This window comes from Bradyrhizobium sp. 521_C7_N1_3 (assembly GCF_052075975.1).
Classification (GTDB): domain Bacteria; phylum Pseudomonadota; class Alphaproteobacteria; order Rhizobiales; family Xanthobacteraceae; genus Bradyrhizobium; species Bradyrhizobium japonicum.
The window spans coordinates 9,159,923-9,176,877 of the sequence record NZ_CP197232.1 but is presented as its reverse complement, the minus strand read 5'-3'; the positions used below and the strand labels follow the sequence as shown (position 1 = coordinate 9,176,877).

Genomic DNA, 16,955 nt, shown 5'->3' with positions numbered 1-16,955 from the left:
GATGCTCCATTGAACAAGCCTGTCGTCGTCTCCGAGGAAACGCTGACCGAGCCGGTCGTCGTCAGCGACGTGGCGCCCGCCGCCCGGGCTGCCGCGGGGCCGGCCTATGTCGTGCTCGCCGGCATCAGCTTCTCGCACTTCCTCAACGACACCATGCAGTCGCTGATCGCCTCGGTGTATCCGATCCTGAAGGACACCTACGCGCTCGACTTCGCGCAGATCGGCATGATCACGCTGGCCTTCCAGTTCACGGCCTCGCTGCTCCAGCCGGTGGTCGGGCATTACACCGACAAGAAGGCGCAGCCCTATTCGCTCGCGATCGGCATGGCCTCGACCTTCTTCGGCCTGCTGCTGCTCAGCGCCGCACACCAATATCTCGTCATCCTCGTCGCCGCCGCGCTGGTCGGCCTCGGCTCGGCGGTGTTTCACCCGGAGTCGGCGCGCATCGCGCGGCTCGCCTCCGGCGGCCGCTATGGGTTCGCGCAATCGGTATTCCAGCTCGGCGGCAGCTTCGGCACGTCGATGGGGCCGGTGCTGGCGGCGCTGATCGTGGTGCCGTTCGGGCAGGGCAGCATCGCCTGGTTCTCCTCGATCGCGTTCCTCGCGATCCTCATCCTCTGGCGCATCGGCCGCTGGTACGAGCCGCAGATCAAGGCGAAGAAGACGGCGACGGTTCAGGCCCATCCCGACGCGCCGAGCTCGCGCCGTGTCGCGGTCGCGCTTGCCGTGCTGGTGGCGCTGTTGTTCTCGAAGCAGCTCTACGTCTCGAGCCTGTCGAGCTACTACATCTTCTACCTGATCGATCGCTTCGCCGTGTCGACGCAGGCGGCGCAGATCTATCTCTTCATCTTCCTTGCCGCGAATGCGGTCGGCGCGTTCTTCGGCGGTCCGCTGGGCGATCGCTTCGGCCGCAAGATCGTGATCTGGATCTCGATCCTCGGGGCGCTGCCGTTCACGCTGGCGCTGCCCTATGCCGGGCTCTATGCGAGCGCGGTGCTGTCGGTGATCATCGGCCTGATCATCTCCTCGACGACGTCGTCGATCATCGTGTTCGCGCAGGAGCTGGTGCCGCACCGCTTCGGCATGATCTCGGGCGTGTTCTTCGGCGTCGCTTTCGGCATCGGCGGTCTGGGCGCCGCCGTGCTCGGCAAGCTCGCCGATCACACCTCGATCGAGTTCGTCTACCAGGTCTGTGCCTGGCTGCCGGCGATCGGCCTGCTTGCGGTGTTCCTGCCCAAGCTGCCGCAGCACCTGCGTTAACAAATCCTGTCTCGCTGCATTGCGGCTTCATCAATCGTTAGCAATTGGGGCGCCGGGGCGCCGCATTTTTGCAACGCTTCCGCTGCATGCGCGCGAGTGGTGAGAAAAAATCAACCTTAAAAATTAGGGTTAAGTGGCGCTTAAACATTTGGTGCCATCGTCCGCCCGTGAGTTTCCAGAACGTGGGGCGCCAACATTTTGCCTCACCGGCCATAAGGACGAAGCCAATGCGTAGCGTTAAGTCTCTCCTTGCCGCGGGTGCGGCGACCCTGATCTCGTCGATGGCGTTCGCCGCCGATATGCCGATCGCCGCTCCGCCTCCGATGTACGCGCCGCCGGCTCCGCCCGCCGACTTCGGCGGCTGGTATCTCCGCGGCGACATCGGCATGACCAACCAGAGCGCCAAGCGGATCGACAGCGCGACCGCGCAGACGTTCCCGACCCAGACCGTGGGCCTCGGCTTCGATAGCTCGCCGCTGTTCGACCTCGGCGTCGGCTATCGCTTCAACAACTGGTTCCGCGCCGACGTGATCGGCCAGTATCGCGGCAGGGCCAATCTGCACGGTGCGGACAACGTCATCGCACCCGGCTTCGTCGGGTCCGACAGCTACTCCGGCAGCAAGTCGGAGTGGGTCGTCATGGCGAATGCCTATGTCGATCTCGGCACCTGGTGGTGCATCACCCCGTTCATCGGTGCTGGTGTCGGCGGCTCCTACAACAAGCTCAGTGGATTCCGTGACGACGGCATTCAGATCGCTGGCGGCGTGCCCTCCAGCAGCGCAACCTACTTTGCCGACAACGGTAAGTGGAACTTCGCCTGGGCCGCCCACGCCGGTCTAGCCTACAAGGTCAGCCCCGGCTTCACTGTCGAACTCGCCTACAGCTACATGGATCTCGGCGACGCCAATCCCGGCAACTTCCGCGCCTACGACAACAGCATCTCGGGTCCGTCGACGATCAAGATCAAGGACATCACCTCGCATGACGTGAAGCTCGGCGTGCGTTGGGATCTGAGCAGCCCGCCGGCCTACATGCCGCCGCTCGTCACCAAGGGCTGATCGTCAGCTCCATCGCTTAACGTCTCTTAACGGCGCGGGATCATCCCGCGCCGTTTTGCTTTGCATATTTTTCATGGCCAGTGGCGACGAAAACATCAGACGCAACCATTGGTTAAGGTTAACAGGCGATGATCATCGCAACAGTTCGAGTCCGATGGAGCGTTGTGATGCGTAGGCTGATGTTGGCGGCGGCGATGTTGGGGACGGTGTCTGCCGCGCATGCGGCCGACATGCCGGATCTGCCCGTGCTGCGCGGCGGCTTCACCGACGGCCTGTCGAAGACGACGCGCAACTGGGACGGCTTCTATGCCGGCGGCAGCTTCGGCTACTCCTCGGCGTCAACCGACTTCAGCCAAAGCGTCGTCGGCCTCACCAATTTCATCTTCCGCGACAGCGTGCTGCAAGGGCCGACATCGTCGTGGTCGCTCCTCAACAAGACCACGACGCAAGGCGCGAATTTCGGCGGCTTCGTCGGCCGCAACTGGCAATGGTACGATGCCGTTCTCGGTCTCGAGGGCACCTACACCTATTTCAACAAGATTGCCTCGCAGTCGTCCGGCTCCAATTCGCTCGACATCGTCAACCCGCCTGGTGACGTCCCGCCCACCGGCGTGACCAACCACTATCTCACGACATTGACCGGCACCGCCGCGGCGACGGTCAAGGACATGGTCACGCTCCGCGGGCGCGTGGGTTGGGACGGTGGCGATTTCATGCCTTACGCGTTCGCCGGCGCGGCCGTCGGCCGCATGGACGTCTCCCGCACCGTGTCGAGCGATGTGAAGCTGCGTCAGGATGCGACCGTGCAGGACGCATTCGGTAACGTCATCACCATCATCGGAACACCGCAGCCGGTTCCGGCGCAGTCGCAGACGCAGACCCAGCACAGGACCAACAATTTCGTGGTCGGCTGGGTCGCCGGTCTCGGACTGGAATACTGCCTGTGGGAAGGATTGTTCGCACGGGTGGAATATGAATACGTGAAGTTCTCTCCCGTCATGAACACGTCGGTGACGCTGAACAATGCGCGCGTCGGGCTCGGTTACAAGTTCTGACGCTGCTTCGCCGCGCCACGGTTGACAGGTTCCCTCCGTCCTGATGCTCTGTCGCTCCAAAACGGGGCGACGGCGATGAAGATCTACGGCGACACGAATTCCGGCAATTGTCTCAAGGTGAAGTGGGTCTGCGACAAGCTCGCGCTGCCTTACCAATGGATCGAGATCGACACCCGCAAGGGCGAGACGCGCACGCCGCAATTCCTGAAGATGAACGGCGCCGGCCAGGTGCCCACCGTCGCGTTCGACGACGGCCGCACGCTGGCACAGTCCAATGCCATCATCCGCTATCTCGCCCGCGACAGCGCGCTCGTTCCGCGCGATGCCTTCACTGCGGCCAAGATGGACGAATGGCTGTTCTGGGAGCAGTACAGTCACGAGCCCTATATCGCGGTGTGCCGCTTCCAGCTGGTGTATCTCGGCAAGGACGCATCCGAGCTCGACCCTGACAAGGTCAAGCGCGGCTATGCGGCACTCGACCGCATGGAGCAGCATCTTGCGGCAAGCCGCTTCTTCGCCGGCGAGGAAGTTTCGCTCGCCGACGTCTCGCTGCTCGCCTATACCCGCCTCGCGCATGAAGGTGGCTTCGATCTCGGCCGCCATGCTGCCATCCGCCGCTGGATCGGCGAGGCCGAAGCCTGGCTCGGCCTTCCACCGGCGCGCTGAGAGCCACGCTGATTCTTGGAGTTTCCCGCATGAACGAGAAATCCGTCTCCATCCGTCCCGCGTGCCGCGAGGACGTTGCGGCGATCGTCGCCATGCTTGCCGACGATCATCTCGGGCGCGCCCGCGAGCGCGTGGAGGATCCCTTGCCTGAGACCTATTACCAGGCGTTCGAGCGGGTCGCGCGCGATCAAAATCTCACGCTCGTGGTGGCAGAGAGCGAGGGCAGGGTGGTCGGCTGCCTGCAACTCGCGATCTTGCCGGGCATCAGCACGCAAGGCGGCATCCGCGGTCTGCTCGAAGATGTCCGCGTTGCTTCCGATTGTCGCAGCCGCGGCATCGGCGAGCAGCTGGTGCAATGGGCGGTCGCGGAAGCGAAAGCGCGCGGCTGCAATCTGGTCGAACTGCTGACGCATCAGACGCGAACAGATGCGCAGCGCTTCTACAAGCGGCTCGGCTTCGCTGCGAGTCACGTCGGCATGACTGTCCGCTTTTGATGCAGCTCGCCGCGAGCGTTGCGCGATCAGCTAATTCGGATCGCGCATTCGTTCATATTAAGAGCCGGTAAACTACCCAGCCGTCGTTCACGTTGAGCCGGGAACGAACGGTGCTACGGCAGCGTCAGACACCGGGCTCGGTCGGTTCGGGGATTTCGATGACAAGCTATTCCATGATCAAGGTCGGCAACGACTACGTTGTGCAGGCCAATGACAAATGCATTTTGAAAGTCGGCAGCCGCCGTCGTGCCGCGCAATTGATCAGCGATGCCACGGACTTGCTGAACGCGCTTGCCGTGGTCGAATCCCCCAAGATTGCGCCGGAAGCGCCTTCACTCCAGCGTGAGACGCCGGAACTTCCTTGACGACTCTTCCCGTTTCCCGTATCAGCCGCGGCGGGACACCTCCCCCCAACGGGAGGCTTACTATCTGGAAGGGTAGATCATGACTGTAGCGAAGCCCGCTTCGCGGCCGAACGTGCCGCATTTCTCCTCCGGCCCCTGCGCCAAGCGCCCCGGCTGGAACGCCCAAAATCTCAAGGACGCAGCGCTCGGCCGTTCGCATCGTGCGAAGGTCGGCAAGACCAAGCTCAAGCTCGCGATCGATCTGACGCGCGAAGTGCTTGAAGTGCCCGCCGATTATCGCATCGGCATCGTGCCGGCGTCGGACACCGGCGCGGTCGAGATGGCGCTGTGGTCGCTGCTCGGTGCGCGGCCCGTCACCACGCTCGCCTGGGAATCCTTCGGCGAGGGCTGGGTCAGCGACATCGTCAAGGAATTGAAGCTCAAGGACGTCACCAAGCTCAACGCTGCCTACGGTGAAATCCCCGATCTCTCGAAGGTCGATCCCAACAGCGACGTCGTCTTCACCTGGAACGGCACCACGTCAGGCGTACGCGTGCCGAACGCCGACTGGATCAGCGCGACTCGCGAAGGCCTGACCATCTGCGACGCGACGTCTGCCGCGTTCGCGCAGCCGCTCGACTGGGCCAAGCTCGACGTCGTCACCTTCTCCTGGCAGAAGGCGCTCGGCGGTGAAGCCGCGCACGGCATGCTGATCCTGTCGCCCCGCGCGGTGGAGCGGCTCGAGACCTACAAGCCGGCCTGGCCGCTGCCGAAGATCTTCCGCATGACCAAGGGCGGCAAGATCAACGAAGGCATCTTCGTCGGCGAGACCATCAACACGCCGTCGATGCTGTGCGTCGAGGATTATCTCGATGCGCTGAACTGGGCCAAGTCGATCGGCGGCCTGAAGGCGCTGATCGCGCGCGCCGACGCCAACACCAAGGTGCTGGCCGACTGGAAGGCGAAGACGCCCTGGATCGACTTCCTGGCCAAGGACGCCGCGATCCGCTCCAACACCTCGGTGTGCCTGAAGTTCACCGATCCCGCGATCACCTCGCTCTCCGAGGACGCGCAGGCCGACTTCTCCAAGAAGCTGGTCGCGCTGGTCGAGAAGGAAGGCGCGGGCTACGACTTCGCCTACTACCGCGATGCGCCGGCCGGCCTGCGCATCTGGTGCGGCGCCACCGTCGAGGCGAAGGACGTCGAGCTGCTCACACAGTGGATCGACTGGGCCTTCGCCGAGACCAAGGCGCAGCTCGCCAAGGCGGCGTAGGTTTTCGTTCTTCGCCTCTCCCCGTTCTTACGGGGAGAGGCCGGGTCGCGCAGCGATCCGGGTGAGGGGCTCTCTCCACGAGCACTTCGCCTGTGGCTGCCCCTCACCCCAACCCTCTCCCCGTAAGAACGGGGAGAGGGAGAGCAAAAAGCTTCTGAGTCACTCACGCATTTCCGGCCTTCGGGCCGATCCTCCCTTAGGGACGGTGAAGGACAAATCCCATGACCAAACCCAAAGTTCTCATTTCCGACGCGCTCTCGCCCGCTGCCGTGCAGATCTTCAAAGACCGCGGCGTCGAGGTCGACTTCCAGCCCAACCTCGGCAAGGACAAGGACAAGCTCGCCGAGATCATCGGCAATTACGACGGTCTTGCGATCCGCTCCGCGACCAAGGCGACCGCAAAAATCCTCGAGAAGGCGACCAACCTCAAGGTGATCGGCCGCGCCGGCATCGGCGTCGACAATGTCGAGATTCCCGCCGCCACGGCCAAGGGCATCATCGTGATGAACACGCCGTTCGGCAATTCGATCACGACCGCCGAGCATGCCATCACGCTGATGCTGGCGCTCGCCCGCGAGATCCCGCAGGCCGACGCTTCGACCCAGGCCGGCAAGTGGGAGAAGAACCGCTTCATGGGCGTCGAGATCACCGGCAAGGTGCTCGGCGTCGTCGGCTGCGGCAACATCGGCTCGATCGTCGCCGACCGCGCGCTCGGCCTCCGCATGAAGGTCGTCGCCTTCGATCCGTTCCTGTCGCCGGAGCGCGCCAAGGACATCGGTGTCGAGAAGGTCGAGCTCGACGATCTCCTGAAGCGCGCCGATTTCATCACGCTGCACACCCCGCTCACCGAGAAGACCAAGAACATCATCGACGCATCCGCGATCGCCAAGATGAAGAAGGGCGTGCGCCTGATCAACTGCGCCCGCGGCGGCCTCGTCGACGAGCAGGCGGTGGTCGATGCGCTGAATTCCAAGCACATTGCAGGCGCAGCCTTCGACGTCTTCGTCGAGGAGCCGGCGAACGCGAACGTGCTGTTCGGCCATCCCAACGTGATCTGCACGCCGCATCTCGGCGCCTCCACCACGGAAGCGCAGGAGAACGTCGCGCTCCAGGTCGCCGAGCAGATGTCGGATTACCTGCTCACCGGTGCGATCTCGAACGCCGTCAACTTCCCCTCGATCACGGCGGAAGAGGCGCCGAAGCTGAAGCCGTTCATCTCGCTTGCCGAGAAGCTCGGCTCGTTCGCCGGCCAGCTCACCGAGAGCGGCATCCTCAAGGTGCAGATCACCTATGAGGGCCACGTCGCCGAGATGAAGATCAAGGCGATCACCTCGGCCGTGCTGTCGGGCCTGCTGCGGCCGATGCTGGGCGAGGTCAACGTGGTGTCCGCCCCCGTCGTCGCCAAGGAGCGCGGCATGGTGGTGGACGAGATCGTGCGCGCCGCCCAGAGCGACTATGAGAGCCTGATTACCGTCACGGTGGCGACGGAGCGCCAGGAGCGCTCGGTCTCCGGCACCGTCTATCATGACGGCAAGCCGCGCCTCGTCGACGTCAAGGGCATCCGCGTCGACGCGGAGTTCGGCAAGTCGATGATCTACGTGACCAACGAGGACAAGCCGGGCTTCATCGGCAAGTTCGCGAGCCTCTTGGGTGACGCCAAGATCAACATCGCGACCTTCCATCTCGGCCGCGTCGCGCCCGGCGCCGATGCCATCGCGCTGATCGAGGTCGACGGCGTCGTGCCGCCGGAACTGCTTGCCAAGGTGCAGGCCCTGCCGCAGGTCAGGCAGGTCAAGGCACTGACGTTCTGAGGCGCTCGCGCGCCACGGAATGACGGCCATCATATATTCCGACCTGCGGAACAATCACGCCGCCCTCCCGAGAGGGCGGCGTTTTTGTTGATGCTGCGACCCGCTTTATTTCTCCCAAGCCAGTCGAACTTTGTGTACCAATGGCGCCCAAGAACGCCGCGTACCAACGCCTCCGTTCAAAATCGTTCGAAAAGGGAGAAGACAATGCGTGAAGCCGTCATCGTTTCCTATGCACGCACGGGCCTCGCCAAGTCCGGCCGCGGCGGGTTCAACATCACGCCGCCGATGTCGCTCGCGGCCCACGCCATCCAGCACGCTGTGAGCCGCGCCGGCGTCGAGAAGGACTATGTCGAGGACTGCTATCTCGGCAATTGCGCCCATGGCGCGCCGAACATCGGCCGTCAGGCCGCGCTGCTCGCGGGCCTGCCGACGACCACGGCCGGCGTCTCCGTGAACCGCTTCTGCTCCTCGGGCCTGCAGACCATCGCGATGGCCGCCAACTCGATCCGCTCCGACGGCGCCGACTGCATCGTTGCCGGCGGCGTCGAGAGCATCTCGATCCCGGGCGGCGGCTCGCCGAAGGAATCGATCGATCCTGAGCTGCTCAAGGTCGCGCCCGATATCTTCATGGCGATGATCGACACCGCCGACATCGTCGCCGAGCGCTACAAGCTCAGCCGCGAATACCAGGACGAGTTCTCGCTGGAATCGCAGCGCCGCATGGCGGCGGCCCAGCAGGCGAACAAGTTCAAGGACGAGATCGTCCCGATGAAGACCAGGATGAAGGTCGTCGACAAGGCGACCAAGGCCGAGAGCATCGTCGACTACGTCGTCGATCGCGACGAGTGCAATCGCCCTGAAACCACGCTGGAAGGATTGGCAAAACTCGAGCCGGTGAAGGGCCCCGGTAAGTTCGTCACCGCCGGCAATGCCAGCCAGCTCTCGGACGGTGCCGCCGCGGTGGTGCTGATGGAAGCCAAGGATGCCGAGAAGCGCGGCCTCAAGCCGCTCGGCCGGTTCGTCGCCTGGGCGACGGCCGGCTGCGAGCCCGACGAGATGGGCATCGGCCCGGTGTTCGCGATCCCGAAGCTGCTGAAGCGCACCGGCCTGAAGATCGACGACATCGATATCTGGGAGCTCAACGAGGCCTTCGCCAGCCAGTGCCTCTACTCGCGCGACAAGCTCGGCATCGATCCCGCCAAGTACAACGTCAATGGCGGCTCGATCGCGATCGGTCATCCCTTCGGCATGACCGGCGCGCGTCTCACCGGCCACATCCTCCAGGAAGGTGCGCGCCGCAAGGCCAAGTGGGGCGTCGTGACCATGTGCATCGGCGGCGGCCAGGGTGGCGCCGGCCTGTTCGAGATCTACAGCTGAGATAAGGCACGATGAATACGAAAGGGCACGGCGTTAGCCGTGCCCTTTTTATTTGTGCGCTTTACGAAAGCCTCCGCAACGTCAGGGTCGGGCTTGTCCCGACCATCCACGCCTGGCTACCTGGCACGAAGAACGTGGATGCCCGGGACAGGCCCGGGCATGACGGCCTCAGCTGTTAGCGCGCCGTGCCCTCACGCCTTCACCACCACCGGTGCGAACACCACCTCGATCAGCGTGCCGGAATTGCCCGCGCTCTTGATGTTGAACCGGGCGCGGTTGGCTTCGACCAGGGCCTTGGTCAATGACAGGCTCAGCGCCGAACTGTCCGCGGCATCGCCGGGCGGTGGCGTGCGGAACGGCTCCATCGCGGCGGCGACCTCGCGCTCGCTCAGGCCGTGGCCGGTGTCGCGGATGCGCAGGGCAATCTCGCCGCGGTCGGTGAGCGCGGTGGAGACGATGACCTGGCCGCCGGCGCTGGCGAGCCTGATCGAGTTCGAGATCAGGTTCATGGTGATCTGCCGCATCGCGCGCGCGTCCACGCTCACCTGCGGCAACGCATGCCCGAGCGAGGTGCGGATGATGATGCGCTCGCGATTGGCCTGCGGCTGCATCACCGTGACGCAGGCTTCGACGAGATCGTTGAGGTTGAGGTTGGCGAAACTGAGATCGAGCTTGCCGGTCTCGATCCGCGACAGCTCCAGCAGATCGTCGATGATGGTGATGACGCGCTCGCCGGAGGCGCGGATGTCCTTCATGTATTCGCCGTAGCGCTCGTTGCCGAGCGTGCCGAAGCGTTCGGAGATCATCACCTCGGCGAAGCCGATGATGGCGTTGAGCGGCGTGCGGATCTCGTGGCTGATCCGCGCCAGCATGTCGGCCTTGGCATTCGCCGCGCCGTCGGCGAGACGGCGGGCGTTCTTGAGCTCGCTCTCGCCCTTCTTGCTCTGCGAGAGGTCGCGGAACACGGCGAAGAAGTTCGGGCCGTCGGGCCTGGTGCGGCCCATGATCATGGCGAGCGGAATGACGCCGCCCTTCTTCTCGCGTCCCAGCACCTCGCGGCCGTGGTCGAGCAGGCTCGCGATGTCCTGGCTCTTGAGGCTTTCGAGATAGTCGGCCACGATTTGCTGGCTCTCCGGCGCGAACAGCGTCACCAGGTTCCGCTGCATCAGCGCCTCGCCGTCATAGCCGAACAGCGCTTCGGCGCTGCGATTGCAGGCGTGGATGTTGCCTTCGGCATCGAACATGACGATGCCCTCGGCGGTGGTGTCGAGGATCGCGGCGAGATCCTCGGCGTCGGCATCGCCGGCCTCGGGCTCGGGCGCATAGGGGAAGGATTCCGCGACGACGGGTTCGACGACGACAGGCGGCGCGACGGCAGGCGCAGCAATGACGGGCGCCGCTTGCGGCAGCGCGCAGATCAGCGCATGCGCGCTCGCGCCGTCCCAGTCGATCGTGTGCAGATGCGCTTCGGTGGTCGGAAGCGGCTCTTGGCCGTTGGCGAGCGTCGCGCTGATCGTCACCGGCGTGCCGGCTTGCGACGTGCTGCTGGCCGACGACACGCCCGGTTCGACATAGAGCGCATCGAGCCCGCCGGCATCCTCCAACGCGCCCAGGCTGGAATGGCCCATGCGCGCGAGGAAGGCGGGGTTGGCGTAGAGCAGCCGGTCGAGCCGGTAGATCAAAATGCCCGTCGGCAGCAAATCGAGCAGCGCGCGGTCGCGCACGCTGTGGCCCTGCGCGGGCGGCGCGGGTTCGGTCAGCCATTCGGCCGGCGCGTGCGGCGCCTCGGGCTCCGGCATCGGAGGCTCGGGCGCACTCTCTGCGGCCGGCGGTTCGGACGTGCCGGCTGCGATCGTTTCGCGTTCGCGTTCGAGGCGCTCGGACAATTGCCGGGCGAGCTCGTTGAACGCGCTGTTCTCGACCGGAGAGAGCGTCGGCGATCTCTGATCACTGGGTGATCTGACATCGCCGGGCGGGCGGAACGGCACGACATTGGGAGGCGTTTCCACTGGCGTTTCCGGATCGGTTGGGTGTGAATTCGCGTTGGCTACGGGTTCGGGCAGTTCGGGTTCAGGTGTCGGCTCGGGCTCAGGCTCGGGTACGGGCGGCTCGCTCGGCGGAGGCGGCGCCTCCGCCACGGGCTCCGGCTCGGGATCGGCGACGTCGGCGGAGAGGCCGTGCTGTGCGCGCGGCACAGCGAACAGCTCAAAGCGCCGGAGCGCATCGAGCCGGTTCAGTCCGTCGAGATCGCGGCAGACGCCAAAGCCCCTGAAGCCCGCGAAATTGCGCTCGCGGTCGTAGACGGGCAGGCCTGCGAGTTCGACCGGCAGATGCTCGCCGCCATCGGCCGGCCAGTTCACGGTGATCCCGGCCCAGGTGTCGTGGCTTGCAAGCGCCTGCGCGACGCGGCCATCAGGGTCGAGCGCAAACTCGTCGGCGATCTCGCGCCAGGGGCGGCCGAAGCCGGCGGCGGTGTGCGCGCCGATCAGGTGGATGAACTCGTCCGAGCCGAGCACAAAGCGCCCCTCCTTATCCACCTGCCACAGGAAGCGCAGCGGATGTTGACGCGGTGCGGACGGCTCCGCTGATTGCGGTTCGACCATGTGCGAGGTGATCGGCGCGGCCTGCGGCGACACAATGGCCTCTCGCGGGTTTTCAACCGGAGTTTTGGGCGCGGCGTCGCCGATCGTTTCCTGGACAGGCGCTTCGGCCGCCTCCGGGATCGTTACGACCATCGCGTCGCTCGCGGCGTGCGCGTCCGCGATCGTCTCTGATGGCGGGAGGGCCTCTGTCGCAGCCGGCGTTTCGACCGGCTCGGCGAAGGCGTCGAACAGCGCGATTCCGGATGCAGCCTCGCTCGGCCGCGCAGGCTGCGCGTAATCAGGCGCTGCGGCCGGAGGGACCGGCGGAGCGTCGGGCGCGGGTTGAGCGGCTTGTTCGCGCGCGATGGTCTCGTCGACAGCGGGCGCCGCCTGCCGGGCGGCCGGCTCGATCAGCGCGACCAGGCCGACATCGGCGCCGACGCCGACCCGTTGCAGCACCATCTGGCCGATGCCGATCGGCGTCTCGGCGCGGCCTTTCGCCAGCGCATCGCTGCGGGCCTGGTCGAGGCCGGCATCGCCGAGATCGCGAAAGCCGAGCAGGGAGCGGGCGGCTTCGCTGGCGCCGACGAACAGGCCGTCGGGCGCGAACGCCGCCATCGGCACCCTGGCGCCCTCGACGAGACGATGCAGGCGCTCGACCAGCGGCATGGCGCGCTGCGTCGGATCCATCGCGGTGACGAGCACGCCGGAGCTTCCGTCGGCGAAGTCGAGGCGGGCGCAGGCACAGGTCATCAGCATGCCCAGGCGGGCGCCAAAGCCCTGCAGCCGCTCCAGCCTGATCGCCCCGTTCGGCGTCAGCCGGCGCGCGAGCCGGGCGACCTGGCGGCGATGGCTGTCCGCCGGGCCGAAGGTCCTGTCCGCGAGCGCTGTGGTATGGGCCGCGCCGAACAGTTTTGCGCCGACCGGGTTGGCCCAGAGCACGCGCGTGCCGTCGATCGACCAGAGCCAGGCGGGCAGCGGGGAGGTCGCGTGCACGGCCAGCCGGGGATCGCCCACGCCTCGCAACTGGAAATCCGAACTCGTCATCCGACCGGCTTCAAGTCTCGCTTGGTAGCATCAGGGTGCAAGGCTGCCGGAATGACAGCCTTAAGAAAGGGTTACTATCGCGCGCAGGCGCGGGCAGGTCCACGGCTCCGGTCTACACGGCCAAGCCTAAAGCCGCGATAACCTTAATGTAGCCGCCCCCGCAAGCCGCAGCCCGGCGGCATCCGCAGGATTCGCAGGCCAGCCGCGCGGCGATCGATGCGGCCAGGCCGAAGCAGGGAGATCTGGCCGAAAGAGCAGGCTGGCGCGGCATCACAGATGCCCATCCTCCCCTGGAGGGGGAGGATCGGTTCGCATGGAGCGAAGCGGCATGCGAGCCGAGGTGGGGTGACGGTCTCTCCGCAGATGCGGTGCCCGGGTGGAAAGATCACCCGCCCCGCTCGTGCTTCGCGCGATCGACCCCCGAGCGAGCTCCGCTCGTGTCGACCCCTCCATGGGAGGGCAAGAAAGCCGCCCAGCAGGCACCCAATTACCTCAACCCTGAGTTCCCCGGATCAGGAACCTCACCTTCACCGAGATTAATTTTCGCGGCGCAGCCCGGATCACGTTTGCGTTGCACAATGTTGACATCTTAGGCAGCAATAGTGATCGCGCTGGGTGAGCCAACTCATTCGTTCCGCGTTTCCAGTCTTCGTTCCCGCTGAATTTGAGGCCTAGGTTGGGGCCGGCGGGCGCGCCAGAAGGCTCACTCCGTTTTTTCATTAGCGTGAGGGACAACCATGACAGCTGCGACTGATCCGTTTTCTGCCTCGATCATTCCGTTCGAGGTCCCCGAGCAGATGCGTGCGTTCGCCGAAAAGGGCGTGTCGCAGGCCCGCGAGAGCTACGCCAAGTTCAAGGATGCGGCCGAGACCCACAACGGCACCGTCGAGGCCGTGTTCACCTGCGCCAACAAGGGCGCGAGCGAGTACACCGCCAAGCTGGTGGAGTTCATGAAGGCCAACACCAGCGCCCAGCTGGACTTCGCCCAGCAGCTGTTCGGCCTCAAGTCGCCGGCGGAAGCGCTGGAGCTGTGGACCGGCCACACCCGCACCCAGCTTGAGACCTTCCAGTCCCAGGCCAAGGAGCTGGTCGAACTCGCGCAGCGCGTCGCCGCCGAGACCGCCGAGCCGATCAAGGCCTCTGCCTCGAAGTTCTACAAGCCCGCCGCCTGATTGGCCGGCTGGTCTAAATTAAGAAACCCGGGCCTAGAGCCCGGGTTTTGCTTTGGAAATAACCTCGTCCGAAGCGCGATTCTCGGGTTTTGCGGCCTTGCCAAAAACGCCCGTTGCACCTAGTTTCCGCCCCGTCCAGCCCCCCTCGGTGACCGGCCTGTTAAAGGCGCCCCCGGGCGGCTCGCAAGGATGCAGTTGTAGCTCAGTTGGTTAGAGCGCCTGTCTGTGGAACAGGAGGTCGGTGGTTCGAGCCCACCCAACTGTACCAATATAGTCCCTTGGCCGGCTCTACATCGTAACTCAGTGTGGTTCTCGGCCGCGCCCAGTAGGTCGATTTGGCCTCTGGCTCCTTTCGCTACCTTTCCTTGCCAACCAGCCACCCATCAACCAGTATTGCGGTCCTCCTCAATCGAGAGGAAAAAGGCGATCATTCCAAGGTGGCACGACATTCGGCCGCTCTGAATTTGTTCTCTATGGCCTCAAGCCCCTCGATATCGAAGTAGGGCTTCGTATTGATGCAAGTTTACTTTAGCCACAGCTACCGCGACGTTGCGGTCAACGGGTACTTCATCGACAAGTTCGCGAGCGAGGATATTCCGTTACGAGCGGACCAAAAGACTGACATCTGGTGCGTCGCGAAACTTGAACGTTACCTCTCCGAGATGAGGGGCTTCATCTCGGTCATTCCCTGTCGTCCCACCGACGCGGACCTAGGTGGTTACTCACCTTACATCGGTAGGGAGTTGGACCTCGCCCGTCGCGCGCGCGTCCCTCGCCTGCTCTTCGTCGATGAACGGGTCCTTCGTCACCATCAACTCGAATTTCCTGAGGATGCCGTTTCATTCAAGGCTGATGAGCCGGCGGAGGCTGCAGGCCAACATGATGAGGCTATAAGAGCATTTAGGCTTGCGCTTGAAACCACAGTGCGACCTGAGCGGCAATTATCCAAAGAAGCAATTGTCGTGGCGGCGGGCACTGGGACGCTGAGGGACGCGGCTCGAGACGTAGTTGAGATACTCCGGCGACATAATTTCCGCGTTACGCCGTTGATCGGCAAGTTCAATGATCGAGGTCTTGATGACATCCGCCTTCTCGAAGCGATCTGGCGTTCGGAGCTTTGCATATTCCTACTTGGCGAGAGGTTATCCGACACTCACTTGGCGCTGGCACTTGCGCACGCCCATTGCATACCTTCGATTCGCTTGCAGCACTCTCCAACCGCGGATCAATGTGCACCGACCATTTCCGGTACGATTCACTGGCGGGATCGCGGAGAGATGCTGGTAGAGCTTGAGCGTCAGGTATCTAGCTATCGCGAGGGGCTCGTGCGGCCTGTCGAGATCGCCCAAGGATTAGGCGCAACCGATGCCGCTCGTGCCATTGGAACGATGCGCTGGCGCCATCGTCCTGAAAACCTCTGGGATGTCGACGACGGTGGGGCGATCTTGTCACATGTCCGTCCGGATCTAGCCTTCATCCAAGACGAGGTAAACCGCGCTCGCCGTGCATATGGAGCCTCATTTGCCAATGCGCGTGGGCGTGAGGCGATGATGCAAATCTGCCGGCACATATACGATGGAATCCGTCGCCACCGGTTTGGATTTGAACTCGAGCCAAAAGGTCCAGAACCCAGCGTTCAGATCGTGCGAAGTCCTTTGCAGATCGAGACTCACCGCACAGCAAACTGCTTAGACTTGGCATGCCTTTTCGCGAGTTTAATCGAGGCTGCTGGCCAAGCGCCAATCATCGTCATCGTGGACGGTGACGGCTTTGCGCATGCTTTGGTTGGGGCGCGTGGCTTCAGCGAGCCCGCATGGCGCAACTCCCAACTCGGGGATCTCCGCCGTGCGTTGAGCCTTGGAGATGCGTTGTTCTTTGAGCCGACAGGTGCAGTCGAGGCGGACGCTCCTGTGGCAGACGAACTTGAACAAGATCGTTGCGACAAGCTTCTCGACTTTGCAACGGCAAGGCTGGCGGCGGAGCGGACGATTAAGAGAGACGATATCCGCGTTCGGCACGTTGTGGACATTCTGTATCTTAGGCAACGGCAGAGTTAGAAAAATGGCGAGCCCCGTAAGGACGTACCAAACTGAAATGCATACGAATCTCGGGTTCTTCGCGACTTGGTTGCCGGGGGATCCGATTGATATCGGCGATGTAGGCACCATGGTCGACGGACGTTTCCGGCGGCTCTCGTCACTGGCCGAGATCGACGTGGTTTGCGAAGCAAGTGATCCAGGTCCTGCACAAAGCGTGCAATATACCTCGGCAAGAGGCACGAAGGTGGAAACCAAGGCGGCGGCAGACTTGGTAGGCGTTGCCAATGCCGAGGTCGCGATTAATTTCTCGACCGAAGGTGCATTCGTATTTCATGCAAGCGGTTTGCGAGCACGCCAACTCAAGAACTTGCCGGTCATAGAGAGGGGCGTTCTCAAGGCCTACGAGAAGGGCAAGTGGCAAAAGGATTGGTTCATCATAGACGCGGTTCAAGAATCAAGCTGCACCACGATCATTGTCTCTCAAGATACGGCGGCGAGCCTTGTGCTTACAGCGAAGCTTGCGGGGGGCTTAGCCGCGCTTTCTCTGGCTGATCCAAAGCTGGGCCTGCGCGTCTCCGCAAGCAGCGGCAAGTTACTGCACGTTGTCGGCGGGCGATCTCTCAAACCACTCTATTCTTGTCTGAGAGTTCAGAGTCGTCTTTTTGGACCCGCTTCGCTCAAGCCGGTCCTGGGAGGAACAGATCATTCGTCAGGATTTGAACGTGCGAGTCTAGGTGATCTCGTCGAACACTGAAGGTTAGCGTTCCGCTCATCCTT

13 protein-coding genes and 1 tRNA gene are annotated in these 16,955 nt (G+C 63.8%); 13 read left to right on the top strand and 1 reads right to left on the bottom strand.

From position 1 onward, the window contains the following. Nucleotides 1–9: 9 nt before the first annotated feature. The 9 genes from AB7008_RS43450 to AB7008_RS43410 all read left to right on the top strand — a co-directional run bounded on the left by AB7008_RS43450 (nucleotide 10) and on the right by AB7008_RS43410 (nucleotide 9,338). Entirely contained in the window at nucleotides 10–1,260 is a 1,251-nt protein-coding gene (locus AB7008_RS43450) for an MFS transporter (RefSeq protein ID WP_028158023.1), read from the top strand. Nucleotides 1,261–1,487: 227 nt separating this feature from the next. Next, complete coding sequence (locus tag AB7008_RS43445; protein ID WP_441260858.1) at nucleotides 1,488–2,318, top strand: outer membrane protein; 831 nt, start codon at nucleotides 1,488–1,490, stop codon at nucleotides 2,316–2,318. Nucleotides 2,319–2,485: 167 nt separating this feature from the next. Continuing rightward, entirely contained in the window at nucleotides 2,486–3,373 is an 888-nt protein-coding gene (locus AB7008_RS43440) for an outer membrane protein (RefSeq protein ID WP_028158025.1), read from the top strand. Between the two features lie 75 nt (nucleotides 3,374–3,448). Then, the gene (locus AB7008_RS43435) at nucleotides 3,449–4,039 is read left to right on the top strand and encodes a glutathione S-transferase family protein (RefSeq protein WP_028151832.1); all 591 of its coding nucleotides are present in this window, start codon (nucleotides 3,449–3,451) and stop codon (nucleotides 4,037–4,039) included. A 29-nt stretch (nucleotides 4,040–4,068) separates the two neighbouring features. After that, the gene (locus AB7008_RS43430; protein WP_248880040.1) at nucleotides 4,069–4,533 is read left to right on the top strand and encodes a GNAT family N-acetyltransferase; all 465 of its coding nucleotides are present in this window, start codon (nucleotides 4,069–4,071) and stop codon (nucleotides 4,531–4,533) included. 173 nt (nucleotides 4,534–4,706) lie between these two features. After that, a complete protein-coding gene (locus AB7008_RS43425) occupies nucleotides 4,707–4,898 on the top strand; it encodes a hypothetical protein (RefSeq protein WP_014492058.1) in 192 nt (63 codons plus the stop codon). A gap of 79 nt (nucleotides 4,899–4,977) precedes the next feature. Continuing rightward, nucleotides 4,978–6,150 (top strand): phosphoserine transaminase, encoded by a 1,173-nt coding sequence (locus tag AB7008_RS43420; RefSeq protein ID WP_028151805.1) that lies wholly within the window; start codon nucleotides 4,978–4,980, stop codon nucleotides 6,148–6,150. 221 nt (nucleotides 6,151–6,371) lie between these two features. Next, the gene (gene serA, locus AB7008_RS43415; protein WP_028158028.1) at nucleotides 6,372–7,961 is read left to right on the top strand and encodes a phosphoglycerate dehydrogenase; all 1,590 of its coding nucleotides are present in this window, start codon (nucleotides 6,372–6,374) and stop codon (nucleotides 7,959–7,961) included. A gap of 204 nt (nucleotides 7,962–8,165) precedes the next feature. Further along, a complete protein-coding gene (locus AB7008_RS43410; RefSeq protein WP_028158029.1) occupies nucleotides 8,166–9,338 on the top strand; it encodes an acetyl-CoA C-acyltransferase in 1,173 nt (390 codons plus the stop codon). A gap of 191 nt (nucleotides 9,339–9,529) precedes the next feature. Here the strand turns inward: AB7008_RS43410 and AB7008_RS43405 are convergent, their stop codons facing one another. Then, complete coding sequence (locus AB7008_RS43405; RefSeq protein WP_441260857.1) at nucleotides 9,530–12,967, bottom strand: PAS domain-containing protein; 3,438 nt, start codon at nucleotides 12,965–12,967, stop codon at nucleotides 9,530–9,532. Nucleotides 12,968–13,704: 737 nt separating this feature from the next. On the opposite strand from AB7008_RS43405, the gene AB7008_RS43400 reads away from it, so the two are divergent. The 4 genes from AB7008_RS43400 (at nucleotide 13,705) to AB7008_RS43385 (ending at nucleotide 16,932) form a co-directional block, all read left to right on the top strand. After that, nucleotides 13,705–14,139 (top strand): phasin, encoded by a 435-nt coding sequence (locus AB7008_RS43400; RefSeq protein ID WP_014492066.1) that lies wholly within the window; start codon nucleotides 13,705–13,707, stop codon nucleotides 14,137–14,139. A gap of 191 nt (nucleotides 14,140–14,330) precedes the next feature. Further along, a tRNA-His gene (locus AB7008_RS43395) sits at nucleotides 14,331–14,407 on the top strand. A gap of 247 nt (nucleotides 14,408–14,654) precedes the next feature. Further along, the gene (locus AB7008_RS43390; protein ID WP_304491505.1) at nucleotides 14,655–16,196 is read left to right on the top strand and encodes a hypothetical protein; all 1,542 of its coding nucleotides are present in this window, start codon (nucleotides 14,655–14,657) and stop codon (nucleotides 16,194–16,196) included. A gap of 37 nt (nucleotides 16,197–16,233) precedes the next feature. Further along, nucleotides 16,234–16,932 carry a hypothetical protein gene (locus AB7008_RS43385; protein ID WP_304491504.1) on the top strand — a complete coding sequence of 233 codons (699 nt, stop codon included), beginning with the start codon at nucleotides 16,234–16,236 and terminating at the stop codon, nucleotides 16,930–16,932. Nucleotides 16,933–16,955 lie beyond the last annotated feature (23 nt).

Coding starts and splice junctions, on each gene's coding strand:
- AB7008_RS43445 (WP_441260858.1), top strand. CDS start 1,488: ATGCGTAGCGTTAAGTCTCTCCTTGCCGCGGGTGCGGCGACCCTGATC.
- AB7008_RS43440 (WP_028158025.1), top strand. CDS start 2,486: ATGCGTAGGCTGATGTTGGCGGCGGCGATGTTGGGGACGGTGTCTGCC.
- AB7008_RS43435 (WP_028151832.1), top strand. CDS start 3,449: ATGAAGATCTACGGCGACACGAATTCCGGCAATTGTCTCAAGGTGAAG.
- AB7008_RS43430 (WP_248880040.1), top strand. CDS start 4,069: ATGAACGAGAAATCCGTCTCCATCCGTCCCGCGTGCCGCGAGGACGTT.
- AB7008_RS43425 (WP_014492058.1), top strand. CDS start 4,707: ATGATCAAGGTCGGCAACGACTACGTTGTGCAGGCCAATGACAAATGC.
- AB7008_RS43420 (WP_028151805.1), top strand. CDS start 4,978: ATGACTGTAGCGAAGCCCGCTTCGCGGCCGAACGTGCCGCATTTCTCC.
- serA (WP_028158028.1), top strand. CDS start 6,372: ATGACCAAACCCAAAGTTCTCATTTCCGACGCGCTCTCGCCCGCTGCC.
- AB7008_RS43410 (WP_028158029.1), top strand. CDS start 8,166: ATGCGTGAAGCCGTCATCGTTTCCTATGCACGCACGGGCCTCGCCAAG.
- AB7008_RS43405 (WP_441260857.1), bottom strand. CDS start 12,967: ATGACGAGTTCGGATTTCCAGTTGCGAGGCGTGGGCGATCCCCGGCTG.
- AB7008_RS43400 (WP_014492066.1), top strand. CDS start 13,705: ATGACAGCTGCGACTGATCCGTTTTCTGCCTCGATCATTCCGTTCGAG.
- AB7008_RS43390 (WP_304491505.1), top strand. CDS start 14,655: ATGCAAGTTTACTTTAGCCACAGCTACCGCGACGTTGCGGTCAACGGG.
- AB7008_RS43385 (WP_304491504.1), top strand. CDS start 16,234: ATGCATACGAATCTCGGGTTCTTCGCGACTTGGTTGCCGGGGGATCCG.